Below are 12934 nucleotides of genomic sequence, written 5' to 3' on the forward strand. Positions count from 1 at the left end.
AAGTGAGAGTTCAAGATGGCTCTCGCGGTACTGGGAACGGTACCAACTGAAGCAAAGATTGAGGTGAAAAATGCCACGTCGTCGCGAAGTCCCCAAACGTGAAATTCTGCCGGATCCAAAGTTCGGCAATGTAGAGCTGTCCAAATTCATGAACGTGATCATGGAAGGCGGCAAGAAGGCGGTTGCAGAGCGCATCATCTACGGTGCTCTCGAACTGATCGCCAAGAAGTCCCCCGAGAAGGATCCTCTGGAAGTGTTCGTCACGGCCATCAACAATGTGAAGCCGATGGTCGAAGTGAAGTCCCGCCGCGTGGGCGGTGCGAACTACCAGGTTCCTGTGGAAGTGCGCCCTGTGCGTCGTCTGGCCCTGTCGATGCGCTGGATCAAGGAAGCCGCCCGCAAGCGCGGTGAAAAGTCCATGGCCCAGCGCCTGGCCAACGAACTGGTCGAGGCAACGGAAGGCCGTGGCGGCGCGATGAAGCGCCGTGACGAAGTGCACCGCATGGCCGAAGCCAACAAGGCATTCAGCCACTTCCGCTTCTGATTTACTGATCGGAAGTCATCAGGGGTTCATCTCCAGACACGATAAAGGCCGCCAGTGTGTATTTCACGCTGCGGCCTTGTGTTGATTGAGGCCCCTTGAAGACCGGATGGCCACTCGCATATGCGTAGGCTGTTCCAAAGAATAGCGATCTAACCCAAGGATTCATCATGGCTCGCAAAACCCCCATCGAGCGCTATCGCAATATTGGTATTTCGGCGCACATCGACGCTGGCAAGACCACTACCACCGAGCGTATCCTGTTCTATACCGGCGTGACCCACAAGCTGGGCGAAGTGCACGACGGCGCTGCCACCACCGACTGGATGGAGCAGGAGCAAGAGCGCGGCATCACCATCACTTCCGCTGCAGTGACCTGCTTCTGGAAGGGCATGGACCTGTCGTACCCCGAGCACCGCTTCAACATCATCGACACCCCCGGCCACGTGGACTTCACGATCGAAGTGGAGCGTTCCATGCGCGTGCTGGACGGTGCCTGCATGGTGTACTGCGCCGTGGGCGGCGTGCAGCCACAGTCTGAAACTGTGTGGCGTCAGGCCAACAAGTACAAGGTGCCTCGTCTGGCCTTCGTGAACAAGATGGACCGTACCGGTGCCAACTTCTTCAAGGTCTACGACCAGATGCGTCTGCGCCTGAAGGCCAACCCCGTGCCCGTGGTGATCCCGATCGGTGCCGAAGACAACTTCAAGGGTGTGGTCGATCTGCTGAAGATGAAGGCCATCATCTGGGACGAAGCTTCCCAGGGCATGAAGTTCGAGTACCAGGACATCCCGGCCGAACTGCAGGCTGACGCCCAGAAGTGGCGCGAGAACATGGTGGAGGCTGCTGCCGAAGCCAGCGAAGAGCTGATGAACAAGTACCTGGAAGAGGGCGACCTCTCCGAGGAAGAGATCAAGAACGGTCTGCGCACTCGTACCATCTCGACCGAAATCCAGCCGATGCTGTGCGGTACCGCGTTCAAGAACAAGGGTGTGCAGCGCATGCTGGACGCCGTGATCGACTACCTGCCTTCGCCGGTGGACATCCCTGACGTGGCCGGCACCGATCCAGACGACGAAGAGAAGAAGCTGACCCGCAAGGCCGATGACAGCGAAAAGTTCTCGGCTCTGGCATTCAAGCTGATGACCGACCCGTTCGTGGGCCAGCTGACTTTCGTGCGCGTGTATTCGGGCGTCCTGAGCAAGGGCGACACCGTGTTCAACGCCGTGAAGGGCAAGAAGGAGCGTATCGGCCGTATCGTGCAGATGATGGCTAACGAGCGTATCGAAGTCGAAGAAATCCGCGCCGGCGACATCGCTGCCTGCGTGGGCCTGAAGGACGTGACGACCGGCGAAACGCTGTGCGACGTCGATCAGCCGATCGTGCTCGAGCGCATGGTGTTCCCTGAGCCCGTGATTGCACAGGCTGTGGAACCCAAGTCCAAGGCCGATCAGGAAAAGATGGGTATCGCTCTGTCGCGTCTGGCTGCAGAAGATCCGTCCTTCCGCGTGCGTACCGACGAAGAATCCGGTCAGACCATCATCGCCGGCATGGGCGAGCTGCACCTGGAAATCATCGTTGACCGCATGAAGCGCGAATTCAACGTGGAAGCCAACGTGGGCAAGCCACAAGTGGCGTACCGCGAAACCATCCGCAAGACGGTCACCGACGTGGACGGCAAGTTCGTTCGTCAGTCCGGCGGTAAGGGCCAGTACGGTCACGTGGTTCTGACGCTCGAGCCGCAGGAAGCTGGCAAGGGCTTCGAGTTCGTCGACGAAATCAAGGGTGGTGTGGTTCCTCGCGAATACATCCCTGCGGTGCAGAAGGGTGTGGAAGAGGCGCTCACGCAAGGCGTGCTGGCCGGCTACCCGGTGGTGGACGTCAAGGTTCGCCTGACCTTCGGTTCGTACCACGACGTGGACTCGAACGAAATGGCGTTCAAGATGGCCGCCATCTTCGGTTTCAAGGAAGGCGCCCGCAAGGCCAATCCGGTCATCCTTGAGCCAATGATGGCCGTGGAAGTGGAAACGCCGGAAGACTACGCCGGTACCGTGATGGGCGACCTGTCGTCGCGTCGCGGCATGGTGCAGGGCATGGAAGACATGGTCGGTGGCGGCAAGGCCATCAAGGCAGAAGTGCCGCTGTCGGAAATGTTCGGCTACGCAACGTCGCTGCGTTCGCAAACGCAAGGCCGCGCTACGTACACGATGGAGTTCAAGCAGTACGCTGAAGCTCCGAAGAACGTGGCTGAAGCCATCGTTGCTGCTCGCGCCAAGTAATCTGGCCTGAGCGCACACGAATGAATGTCCGGGGTGTCCCGGCATTCATTTCCAACCATCGCAAAGATTTTTGCAATCTGCGATCCGGTGCCGTCCTGTTGCTGCGTGCGGGGCGATCAAGCAATCGGGTGCAGACGTTAAACCTGAACACGCGCATTGCTCTTTTTGGAGAAAGAAATGGCAAAGGAAAAATTCGAACGGACCAAGCCGCACGTGAACGTCGGTACCATCGGTCACGTTGACCACGGTAAGACCACGCTGACGGCTGCTATCGCTACCGTTCTGTCGAAGAAGTTTGGCGGCGAAGCCAAGGCTTACGACCAGATCGACGCGGCTCCGGAAGAAAAGGCCCGCGGCATTACTATCAACACCGCTCACGTCGAGTACGAAACGGCTAACCGCCACTACGCTCACGTGGACTGCCCTGGTCACGCCGACTATGTGAAGAACATGATCACCGGCGCTGCACAGATGGACGGCGCCATCCTGGTGTGCTCCGCTGCTGACGGCCCGATGCCCCAGACCCGCGAGCACATCCTGCTGGCTCGTCAGGTGGGCGTGCCCTACATCATCGTGTTCCTGAACAAGTGCGACATGGTGGACGACGAAGAACTGCTCGAGCTGGTCGAGATGGAAGTTCGCGAACTCCTCGACAAGTACGATTTCCCTGGCGACGACACCCCGATCATCCGTGGTTCCGCCAAGCTGGCCCTGGAAGGCGACCAATCCGACAAGGGTGAGCCCGCCATCATGCGTCTGGCTGAAGCCCTGGACACCTACATCCCCACGCCTGAGCGCGCTGTGGACGGTGCCTTCCTGATGCCCGTGGAAGACGTGTTCTCGATCTCCGGTCGTGGTACCGTGGTGACGGGCCGTGTCGAGCGCGGCATCATCAAGGTCGGCGAAGAAATCGAAATCGTCGGTATCCGTGACACCCAGAAGACCACGGTCACTGGCGTGGAAATGTTCCGCAAGCTGCTGGACCAAGGTCAAGCTGGCGACAACGTGGGTCTGCTGCTGCGCGGCACGAAGCGCGAAGACGTCGAGCGCGGCCAGGTGCTGTGCAAGCCCGGCTCGATCAAGCCGCACACGCATTTCACCGCTGAGGTGTATGTTCTGTCGAAGGACGAAGGTGGCCGCCACACTCCTTTCTTCAACAACTACCGCCCACAGTTCTATTTCCGTACGACTGACGTGACCGGCTCCATCGAGCTGCCCGCAGACAAGGAAATGGTGATGCCTGGTGACAACGTGTCCATCACCGTGAAGCTGATCGCCCCGATCGCCATGGAAGAAGGTCTGCGTTTCGCCATCCGCGAAGGCGGCCGTACCGTCGGCGCTGGCGTGGTTGCCAAGATCATTGCGTAATTCTTAGAACTCACTAGGAATTACAAAATGTCCAAGCAAAAGATCCGTATCCGCCTGAAGGCATTCGACTACAAGCTGATCGACCAGTCTGCAGCCGAGATCGTTGACACCGCCAAGCGCACCGGCGCGATCGTCAAGGGCCCCGTGCCCCTGCCGACCCGCATGAAGCGTTTCGACATCCTGCGTTCGCCCCACGTCAACAAGACGAGCCGCGACCAGCTGGAAATCCGTACGCACCAGCGTCTGATGGACATCGTCGACCCGACCGACAAGACGGTTGACGCTCTGATGAAGCTCGACCTGCCAGCCGGCGTCGACGTGGAAATCAAGCTGCAATAAGCGTCCAGGTTGTTGCGCAAACGGTACGACGAAGGTAGAGCGTCGTACCAAATGAACGCGGACTTGCTTGAAAAAGCAGTCCGCGTTATACTTTTGGACTTCGCCTTTTTGCGCCTTGGCAGATTTTTGCCGGGGAGTAGAGTATGAGAGTATGGCCCGGTGTGTCATTTGGCATGACGCCGGATGTGTGGCATCAGGCCGTGGCGGAGTTTTATTAACCTTCTTTCGTGCACATTGTGCTTGGCACTTGAGTGCAAACGTTCTGGCCAATTGAAGTCGGAACGGCGGAAGTACTGGAGAAAACCAATGAGTCTGAGCAACTCCCTCGGGTTGCTGGGCCGCAAGGTGGGCATGATGCGTCTGTTCACTGATGACGGGGATGCAATTCCTGTCACGGTGGTGGATGTGTCCAACAACCGCGTGACCCAGGTCAAAACCCAAGAGAACGATGGCTATGTGTCGCTGCAAGTGACATTCGGTTCGCGCAAAGCTTCGCGTGTGACCAAGCCTCAAGCCGGTCACCTCGCCAAGGCGGGTGTGGAAGCCGGTGAAGTGACCCGTGAATTCCGCGTGACCGCTGAAACTGCAGGCAAGTACGCCGCAGGTGCCGTTCTGCCCGTCGCAGAACTGTTCGCAGTGGGCCAGAAGGTCGACGTGCAAGGCACCTCGATCGGTAAGGGCTACGCCGGCACGATCAAGCGTCACAACTTCTCCTCGCAACGCGCATCGCACGGTAACAGCCGTTCGCACAACGTTCCTGGTTCCATCTCGATGGCACAGGATCCGGGCCGCGTGTTCCCAGGCAAGAAGATGACTGGCCACATGGGCGACGAAACCGTCACCACTCAAAACCTCGACGTGATTCGTATCGACGAAGCACGCCAACTGCTCCTGATCAAGGGTGCTGTTCCGGGCTCCAAGGGTGGCTTCGTTACAGTGCGTCCCGCCGTCAAGGCAGCCGCTTCCAAAGGAGCGAACTAATGCAGCTCGAACTCCTGAATGAACAAGGCCAGGCCGCATCGAAGATCGATGTGCCGGAAACCGTGTTTGACCGTCAGTACAACGAAGACCTGATCCATCAGATCGTCGTCGCCTTCCGCGCCAACGGCCGTCAAGGCACTCGCGCCCAGAAGGACCGCGAGCAGGTCAAGCACTCGACCAAGAAGCCTTTCAAGCAAAAGGGTACTGGTAACGCACGTGCCGGTATGACTTCCTCGCCACTGTGGCGCGGAGGCGGTCGCATTTTCCCGAATCTGCCTGAAGAAAACTTCACGCAGAAGATCAACAAGAAGATGTACCGCGCTGGTATGGCTTCCATTCTGTCCCAGCTGGCCCGCGATGGCCGCCTGGCAGTGGTGGAATCCCTCAAGCTCGACACTCCCAAGACCAAGGTGCTGGCCGACAAGTTCAAGGCCATGAACCTGGAATCGGTGATGGTGATCGCTGATGAAGTTGACGAGAACCTGTACCTGGCTTCCCGCAACCTCAAGAACGTGTTCGTCGTCGAGCCGCGTTATGCAGATCCCGTGTCGCTGGTGCACTACAAGAAGGTGCTGGTCACCAAGGGTGCCCTCGACAAGCTCAAGGAGATGTTCGCATGAGCCGCACTAATCCGACTCCCGCACAACGCACATTCGACGAAGGTCGTCTGATGCAAGTGTTGGTCGCTCCCATCGTGTCCGAAAAGGCCACCATGGTTGCTGAAAAGTCCAACGCTGTGACATTCAAGGTGCTGCAGAACGCGACCAAGCCTGAAATCAAGGCTGCCGTTGAACTGATGTTCAAGGTTGAGGTCAAGGGCGTTTCTGTGGTGAACACGAAGGGCAAGACCAAGCGCTTTGGCAAGACCGTGGGCCGCCGCGACAACGTTCGCAAGGCATACGTGCTGCTGAAGGAAGGTCAAGAGCTGAACCTGTCCGGGGAGGCTGCGTAAACCATGGCCGTTATCAAGCTGAAACCGACTACTCCGGGCCAACGTGGCACGGTCAAGGTCACACGTGATCACCTGCACAAGGGTGCTCCGTTCGCAGCTCTGCTCGAGCCGCAACACCAGAAGGCTGGCCGTAACAACAACGGTCACATCACCACCCGTCACAAGGGCGGTGGCCACAAGCACCACTACCGTGTGGTGGACTTCAAGCGCACCAAGGACGGTATCCCCGCCAAGGTCGAGCGCGTTGAATACGATCCGAACCGTACTGCGCACATCGCTCTGCTGTGCTACGCAGACGGCGAGCGTCGCTACATCATCGCTCCTCGCAACGTGGAAGTCGGTGCTACGCTGATCTCCGGTTCGGAAGCCCCGATCCGCGTCGGCAACACCCTGCCTATCCGCAACATCCCGGTGGGTTCGACCATCCACTGCATCGAGCTCAAGCCCGGTGCCGGTGCCCAGATCGCACGTTCCGCAGGTGCTTCGGCAACTCTGCTGGCCCGTGAAGGCACATACGCCCAGGTGCGTATGCGTTCTGGCGAAGTGCGCAAGATCCATATCGAGTGCCGCGCCACGATCGGTGAAGTCGCCAACGAAGAACACAGCCTGCGTCAGCTGGGCAAGGCCGGCGTGAAGCGCTGGATGGGTATCCGTCCGACCGTCCGCGGTACTGCCATGAACCCGATCGACCACCCGCACGGTGGTGGTGAAGGTCGTACCGGCGAAGGCCGTCACGCAGTTGACCCATGGGGTAACCTGACGAAGGGCTACCGTACCCGTAACAACAAGCGCACACAGACGATGATCGTGTCGCGTCGTAAGAAGTAAGGGGTAGCAAATGACTCGTTCTCTCAAAAAGGGTCCGTTTGTTGACCATCACTTGCTGGCAAAGGTCGAGAAGGCCATCGCCACCAAGGACAAGAAGCCAGTCAAGACCTGGTCGCGTCGTTCCATGGTTCTGCCCGATTTCATCGGTCTGACCATTGCCGTGCACAACGGCAAGCAACACGTGCCGGTCTACGTCACCGACCAGATGGTGGGCCACAAGCTGGGCGAATTCGCCCTGACGCGCACCTTCAAGGGTCACCCTGCGGACAAGAAAGTCCAGAAGAAATAAGGAACGACCATGTCTGAAACACGTGCAGTCCTTCGGGGCGTCCGTCTGTCGGTCGACAAGGGTCGCCTGGTAGCGGATCTCATCCGTGGCAAGAAGGTTGATCAGGCTCTGAACACCCTGCAGTTCACACAGAAAAAAGCTGCTGTGATCATCAAGAAGGTGCTCGAGTCGGCAATCGCCAACGCCGAACACAACGACGGTGCTGATATTGACGAACTCCGCGTCAAGACCATCTACGTTGAGCAAGGCACAACACTCAAGCGCTTCACCGCTCGCGCCAAGGGCCGCGGTAACCGCATCAGCAAGCCCACGTGCCATGTGTACGTGACTGTGGGTAACTAAGCCTCAAGGGAAGAAAATGGGACAGAAAATCAACCCTACCGGCTTCCGCCTTGCAGTTAGCCGCAACTGGGCAAGCCGTTGGTACGCTAGCAACCGCGATTTCGCGGGCATGCTGGCCGAAGACATCAAGGTGCGTGAGTACCTGAAGGCCAAGCTGAAGAACGCCGCCGTGTCGCGCGTTCTGATCGAGCGCCCCGCCAAGAACGCCCGCATCACGATCTACTCGGCTCGTCCGGGCGTCGTGATCGGCAAGAAGGGCGAAGACATCGAGAACCTGAAGAAGGAACTCGCTGCTCGTCTGGGCGTGCCGGTTGCAGTGAACATCGAAGAAGTGCGCAAGCCTGAAATCGATGCCAAGCTGATCGCCGACTCGATCACCCAGCAGCTCGAAAAGCGCATCATGTTCCGTCGTGCCATGAAGCGCGCCATGCAGAACGCCATGCGTCTGGGTGCCCAGGGCATCAAGATCATGTCGTCGGGCCGTCTGAACGGTATCGAAATCGCACGTACCGAGTGGTACCGCGAAGGCCGTGTGCCACTGCACACCCTGCGCGCCGACATCGACTACGGCACCTCCGAAGCCAAGACCACCTACGGTGTGATCGGCGTGAAGGTGTGGGTCTACAAGGGTGACACGCTGGGTCGTAACGACCTGCCGGCCGTCGAGACTCCCCGTCCTGACGAAGAGCGCCGCCCACGTGGCCCGCGTCGCGATGGCCGTGATGGCCGCCGTGATGGCGACCGCGCAGGCCGTGGTGGCCGCCGTACTGGCGGTACCAACACAGCTCCTGCCGATGGTAGCGACAAGCCCGCTGGTGCCGGTGGCACCGACGCAACCGCCGTTAAGCGCGTTCGCAAGACTGACGCGCCCGCTACAGCAGCGGACGGCAAAGGAGAATAAAGATGCTGCAACCTGCACGCCGTAAGTTCCGCAAGGAACACAAAGGCCGCAACACCGGTATCGCCACACGCGGCAACACTGTTGCCTTCGGCGATTTCGGTCTGAAGTCCACGGACCGTGGCCGTCTGACGGCCCGCCAGATCGAAGCCGCTCGTCGTGCGATCTCTCGTCACGTCAAGCGCGGTGGCCGTATCTGGATCCGTGTGTTCCCCGACAAGCCAATCTCCACGAAGCCTGCCGAAGTCCGTATGGGTAACGGTAAGGGTAATCCGGAGTACTACGTGGCTGAAATCCAGCCCGGCAAGGTGCTCTACGAAATCGTGGGCGTGCCTGAAGAGCTGGCTCGCGAAGCGTTCCGCCTGGCTGCTGCCAAGCTGCCGCTGCGCACCACGTTCGTTGCTCGTCAAATTGGCGCTTGATCAGGAGATATGAGAAATGACTAAATCTGCTGAACTCCGCCAAAAAGATGTGGCCGGCCTGCAAGCTGAAGTGAAGGCCCTGCAAAAGGCTCATTTCGGTCTGCGCATGCAAAAGGCTACGCAACAACTGGGCAATACCTCCACGCTGCGTTCCACACGCCGTGACATCGCCCGTGCGAAGACCATTCTTGCTGAAAAGCAAGCCGCCAAGTAATCAGGAGCCGACATGACGGAAGCTAAAAAATCCCTCAAGCGCACCTTGATTGGCAAGGTGGTGAGCGACAAGCGTGAGAAGACCGTGACGGTGCTCGTTGAGCGCCGCGTGAAGCACCCGATCTACGACAAGATCGTGATCAAGTCGAGCAAGTACCACGCGCACGACGAAAAGGGTGAGTACAAGATGGGTGACACCATCGAGATCGAGGAAAGCCGTCCGCTCTCCAAGACCAAGAACTGGGTTGCTACGCGCCTGGTGCAAAAGGCTGCCCTGGTGTAAGCCTTAAAGGCTGCTCCGGCTGCAAGGCCACGAGAAACGACCCACAATGTGGGTCGTTTTTCTTTTTGGGCGGCGTTCCTTGGCGATTTTTTCTCCTCGTCCCTGCAGGGGAAGAGGCACGAATGCCGAAAGCCGCTGGTTTATTGATTTCAACAGGAGCAACCAGTCATGATCAAAGTAGGCGACACCCTTCCCGCAGCAACGCTGATGGAGTATTCCGAAGTTGAAGGCAATGGCTGCAGCCTCGGCCCGAACGCCGTGGACGTGCAGAAGGCCAGCGCCGGCAAGACCATTGCCGTGTTCGCGGTGCCGGGCGCGTTCACGCCGACCTGCTCCGCCAAGCACGTGCCCGGTTACGTGGAAAAGGCCGCCGAACTGAAGGCCGCCGGCGTGGACGAAATCTGGTGCCTGTCCGTGAACGACGCGTTCGTGATGGGTGCCTGGGCACGTGACCAGAAGACCGACGGCAAGGTGCGCATGCTGGCTGACGGAGATGCCGCATTCGCCAAGGCCACGGGCCTGACGCTGGACCTCAACGGCAAGGGCCTGGGCCTGCGCAGCAACCGCTACTCCATGCTGGTCAAGGACGGCAAGGTGGTCACGCTGAACGTGGAAGGCCCTGGCAAGTTCGAAGTGAGCGACGCCGGCACGATGCTGCAACAGGCTGCCGCTTGATACCGATAGCTGCTTTCTGAGCGCGACGGCCACGAGTTTTCGTGGCCGTTTTCGTTTCCGGAGTGTCCGGGCCCATCATGGGGCCGTGTCCGCGCGTGGTCGGTGCGTTGACGCAAGCCATGTGATCCAGTCGAAGAATTTCTGCATGGCCGGCTGCTCCAGTGTCTGTTCCCGGTAGACGAGGTAGTAGGCCAGTGTGGCCCGCAGCGGCGGCGCCTTGATCGCGATGAGACGGCGCGAGGCCAGCTCCGCCTCCACCAGCGAGCGCCGCACCAGCGCCACGCCGTGTCCGGCGACGGCGGCTTCGATGGTGGCGTTGGAGTCGACAAACACCACGCCCTGATTCGCGTCGAGTTCATGCATGCCGGCTGCCTGTGCCCAGAGTTGCCAGTCGTCGCGGCGGCTGTCATGCAGCAGCCGCTCGCTGGTGATATCGGCCTGCGCGGCCGAGCGCCTTGGCGCGATCAGGCGAGGGCCGCACACCGGGATCAAGTCGTCGTCGAGCAGGAGCCGGGAGACAAGGCCCGGATAGCTGCCCAGTCCATGGCGCACGGCGAAGTGCACGCCCTCCCGCGCAAGATCGACCTTGCGGTGGGTGGTGCTCACATGCACGTCCACTTCGGGGGCGGTGCCGAGGAACTGCTGAAGTCTCGGCACCAGCCACTGTGCGGCGAAAGTCGGCGTGCAGCTCACGAGAATGACCTGGCGCGAGGCGGTGATCTTCGACGTGGCTCGATCCAGCACGCCCAGCGATTCCTGGCAGGCTGCGAAGTAGGTGCGCCCGGCCTCGGTGAGCGACAGCGCACGCGACCGTCGCTCGAACAGGGCACAACCGAGAAACTCCTCGAGCTTGTGAACCTGCTGGGTGACCGCGCCGGGCGTCACATGCAGTTCCTCTGCTGCGAGCTTGACGCTGAGCAGGCGTGCCGTGGCTTCGAAGAAGCGGATGGATCCAAGCGGTGGAAGCTGCATTCTGGATTGAGCGTTGCTAAACGAGAGTTCAAAACAAATCGTTTGAATGGCGGGCGATGGAGCGCAAGAATCCGCCATCGATTCAACCATGCTAAACCTTCATCATGCCGATCGCCAGCCTCGTCCGATTGCTCGTGCTCGCCGCACTCTGGGGCGGCAGCTTTCTTTTGCTGCGCATCACCGCACCGGTGCTGGGAGCGCTGCCGACGGCGTTCGGCCGCGTGCTGCTCGGTGCTGCGGGCCTGCTGGCCCTCGTGCTGGTCATGCGCATGCGGATCGCGTTCCAGGGGAAGCTGCCCGCGACGATGATGCTGGGAGTGATCAACTCCGGCATACCTTTCCTGATGTACGCGCTTGCGGCGCGCGTTCTCCCGGCCGGTTACAGCGCGATCCTGAACGCCACGACGCCTCTCATGGGCGTGCTGATCGGTGCGCTGGCCTTTGGCGAACAGGCCACGCTGAGAAAGCTGGCCGGCGTGCTGGCGGGACTCGTGGGAGTGGGTGTGCTCATGGGCGGCGGGCCGCTCGGGATGAATGCTGCAACGGCGCTCGGCGTGGGATTCTGCCTGGTGGCCACCGGTTGCTATGGCCTGGCCGGGTTTCTCACCCAGCGCTGGATCGCCCGGCGCGGCGGCCTCGATAGCCGGCTGGTGGCCTTTGGCAGCCAGGTGGGCGCGGTGCTGGTGCTGCTGCCTTTCATCCTGATCGAGGCCATACGGCATCCCATCGATCTGCGAACCATCGATGCGCCGGTGTGGTTGGCATGGCTGATGCTCGGGCTGCTGTGCACTTCATGGGCCTATGTGCTGTACTTCCGGCTGATTGCGGACCTGGGGCCCCTCAAGGCATTGACCGTGACCTTCCTGATCCCGCTGTTCGGCGTGTTCTGGGGGTGGCTGGTGCTCGGCGAACCCGTGGGCCTGGCGCATGTGCTCGGCGGTGGCTTGATCGCACTCGCACTGAGGCTGGTGATGAGCCCGTCAGCGCCGACGCGCAAGGCCGGGGATCAATCGATATCGACCTTGAGGTAGTGCGAGCCCGCGACCGGATTGTGATAGTACGGGGGGATTTCCTCGAAACCGAGATCCGCGTACAGGGCGCGCGCCGATTCCATGCCGTCGAGCGTGTCCAGCAGCACGCACGCGTAGCCGCAAAGGCGCGCCGCATCGAGCGTGCCCTCCGCCAGCAGGCGCCCGAGCCCGAAGCCGCGGAAGGCCTTGCGCACATACAGGCGCTTCATTTCGGCCGCATTGGTGTAGTCGACCGAATCCTGCGGCCTGAGCGCGCAGCAGCCCGCCAGATTGCCGTCCACATGGGCCAGCAGGATCTGGCCGCGCGGGGCGGCATACTCGCCCGGCAGCGTGGCCAGTTCCTCGTCGAAGTCCTGGAACGACAGATCCACGTCGAGCGTGGCCGCGTACTCGCGGAAGATTTCACGCACCTGCTCCATTTCGTGGGGCTGCGTGGGAGTGGTCAGAGAGATGGAATGCGATTGGTCGTCCACGGGCAATCAAGGGCAGGGAGCGGCCAGCGGCCGGACGTTGCATGCGAT

Annotated in this window: 18 protein-coding genes; 16 read left to right on the forward strand and 2 right to left on the reverse strand. The window is 60.3% G+C overall.

Annotation, left to right across the window (positions count from 1 at the left end; genetic code table 11):
• The first annotated feature begins 70 nt into the window (after positions 1-70).
• The 15 genes from rpsG (at position 71) to H9K76_RS00880 (ending at position 10410) form a co-directional block, all read left to right on the forward strand.
• Positions 71-544, forward strand: coding sequence for a 30S ribosomal protein S7 (gene rpsG, locus H9K76_RS00810; RefSeq protein WP_187597731.1), 474 nt, complete (start codon positions 71-73; stop codon positions 542-544).
• A gap of 167 nt (positions 545-711) precedes the next feature.
• Positions 712-2820, forward strand: coding sequence for an elongation factor G (gene fusA, locus H9K76_RS00815; protein ID WP_187597732.1), 2109 nt, complete (start codon positions 712-714; stop codon positions 2818-2820).
• Positions 2821-2997: 177 nt separating this feature from the next.
• Positions 2998-4188, forward strand: a complete 1191-nt coding sequence (tuf, locus tag H9K76_RS00820; protein WP_187597420.1) for an elongation factor Tu — start codon at positions 2998-3000, stop codon at positions 4186-4188.
• A gap of 27 nt (positions 4189-4215) precedes the next feature.
• On the forward strand, positions 4216-4527 hold the full coding sequence (gene rpsJ, locus H9K76_RS00825; RefSeq protein WP_005796953.1) for a 30S ribosomal protein S10: 312 nt from the start codon (positions 4216-4218) through the stop codon (positions 4525-4527).
• 306 nt (positions 4528-4833) lie between these two features.
• Complete coding sequence (gene rplC, locus H9K76_RS00830) at positions 4834-5508, forward strand: 50S ribosomal protein L3 (RefSeq protein ID WP_187597733.1); 675 nt, start codon at positions 4834-4836, stop codon at positions 5506-5508.
• Positions 5508-6128, forward strand: coding sequence for a 50S ribosomal protein L4 (rplD, locus tag H9K76_RS00835; protein WP_187597734.1), 621 nt, complete (start codon positions 5508-5510; stop codon positions 6126-6128). Before rplC ends, rplD begins: the two co-directional genes overlap by 1 nt.
• Positions 6125-6460, forward strand: a complete 336-nt coding sequence (gene rplW / locus H9K76_RS00840; RefSeq protein ID WP_187597735.1) for a 50S ribosomal protein L23 — start codon at positions 6125-6127, stop codon at positions 6458-6460. The genes rplD and rplW overlap by 4 nt, the downstream gene beginning before the upstream one ends.
• Positions 6461-6463: 3 nt before the next feature.
• Entirely contained in the window at positions 6464-7288 is an 825-nt protein-coding gene (rplB, locus tag H9K76_RS00845) for a 50S ribosomal protein L2 (protein WP_187597736.1), read from the forward strand.
• 10 nt (positions 7289-7298) lie between these two features.
• Positions 7299-7577, forward strand: a complete 279-nt coding sequence (gene rpsS / locus H9K76_RS00850; protein ID WP_047349368.1) for a 30S ribosomal protein S19 — start codon at positions 7299-7301, stop codon at positions 7575-7577.
• Positions 7578-7586: 9 nt separating this feature from the next.
• Positions 7587-7919: a 50S ribosomal protein L22 gene (rplV, locus tag H9K76_RS00855; protein ID WP_123295387.1), complete on the forward strand. Its 333-nt coding sequence runs from the start codon at positions 7587-7589 to the stop codon at positions 7917-7919.
• A 16-nt stretch (positions 7920-7935) separates the two neighbouring features.
• The gene (gene rpsC / locus H9K76_RS00860) at positions 7936-8820 is read left to right on the forward strand and encodes a 30S ribosomal protein S3 (protein WP_187597737.1); all 885 of its coding nucleotides are present in this window, start codon (positions 7936-7938) and stop codon (positions 8818-8820) included.
• Positions 8821-8822: 2 nt separating this feature from the next.
• Positions 8823-9239 carry a 50S ribosomal protein L16 gene (gene rplP, locus H9K76_RS00865; protein WP_187597738.1) on the forward strand — a complete coding sequence of 139 codons (417 nt, stop codon included), beginning with the start codon at positions 8823-8825 and terminating at the stop codon, positions 9237-9239.
• 16 nt (positions 9240-9255) lie between these two features.
• On the forward strand, positions 9256-9453 hold the full coding sequence (gene rpmC / locus H9K76_RS00870; RefSeq protein ID WP_187597739.1) for a 50S ribosomal protein L29: 198 nt from the start codon (positions 9256-9258) through the stop codon (positions 9451-9453).
• A 12-nt stretch (positions 9454-9465) separates the two neighbouring features.
• Positions 9466-9735, forward strand: coding sequence for a 30S ribosomal protein S17 (rpsQ, locus tag H9K76_RS00875; RefSeq protein ID WP_187597740.1), 270 nt, complete (start codon positions 9466-9468; stop codon positions 9733-9735).
• A 168-nt stretch (positions 9736-9903) separates the two neighbouring features.
• Positions 9904-10410, forward strand: coding sequence for a peroxiredoxin (locus tag H9K76_RS00880; RefSeq protein WP_187597741.1), 507 nt, complete (start codon positions 9904-9906; stop codon positions 10408-10410).
• 75 nt (positions 10411-10485) lie between these two features.
• Here H9K76_RS00880 and gcvA read toward each other — a convergent pair whose 3' ends face one another.
• Positions 10486-11382, reverse strand: a complete 897-nt coding sequence (gene gcvA / locus H9K76_RS00885) for a transcriptional regulator GcvA (RefSeq protein ID WP_187597742.1) — start codon at positions 11380-11382, stop codon at positions 10486-10488.
• Between the two features lie 104 nt (positions 11383-11486).
• Here gcvA and H9K76_RS00890 point away from each other — a divergent pair, with 104 nt between their 5' ends.
• Positions 11487-12413 carry a DMT family transporter gene (locus tag H9K76_RS00890; RefSeq protein ID WP_187597743.1) on the forward strand — a complete coding sequence of 309 codons (927 nt, stop codon included), beginning with the start codon at positions 11487-11489 and terminating at the stop codon, positions 12411-12413.
• Here the strand turns inward: H9K76_RS00890 and H9K76_RS00895 are convergent.
• Positions 12389-12832, reverse strand: coding sequence for a GNAT family N-acetyltransferase (locus H9K76_RS00895; RefSeq protein ID WP_187600389.1), 444 nt, complete (start codon positions 12830-12832; stop codon positions 12389-12391). The two genes, H9K76_RS00890 and H9K76_RS00895, sit on opposite strands and share 25 nt — an antisense overlap.
• Positions 12833-12934: the final 102 nt, after the last annotated feature.

Source organism: Diaphorobacter ruginosibacter (assembly GCF_014395975.1).
In the GTDB taxonomy this organism is placed as follows: domain Bacteria; phylum Pseudomonadota; class Gammaproteobacteria; order Burkholderiales; family Burkholderiaceae_C; genus Diaphorobacter_A; species Diaphorobacter_A ruginosibacter.